This window comes from Secundilactobacillus pentosiphilus (genome assembly GCF_002217985.1).
GTDB classification, from domain to species: domain Bacteria; phylum Bacillota; class Bacilli; order Lactobacillales; family Lactobacillaceae; genus Secundilactobacillus; species Secundilactobacillus pentosiphilus.
This window is the reverse complement of record NZ_BCMI01000103.1, coordinates 1-207: the sequence shown is the minus strand read 5'-3', so window position 1 is coordinate 207 and position 207 is coordinate 1. Positions and strand designations below refer to the sequence as shown.

The 207-nt window shown below is 57.5% G+C and carries 1 rRNA gene; it reads left to right on the top strand.

Features of this window, described 5'->3' with window-relative positions:
- Positions 1-207: ribosomal RNA gene (locus tag CES81_RS13235) — 16S ribosomal RNA — on the top strand; the annotation flags it as partial.

Below are 207 nucleotides of genomic sequence, written 5' to 3'. Positions count from 1 at the left end.
TCGCCTGCACGAAGTCGGAATCGCTAGTAATCGCGGATCAGCATGCCGCGGTGAATACGTTCCCGGGCCTTGTACACACCGCCCGTCACACCATGAGAGTTTGTAACACCCAAAGTCGGTTCGGTAACCTTCGGGGGCCAACCGCCTAAGGTGGGGCAGATGATTAGGGTGAAGTCGTAACAAGGTAGCCGTAGGAGAACCTGCGGC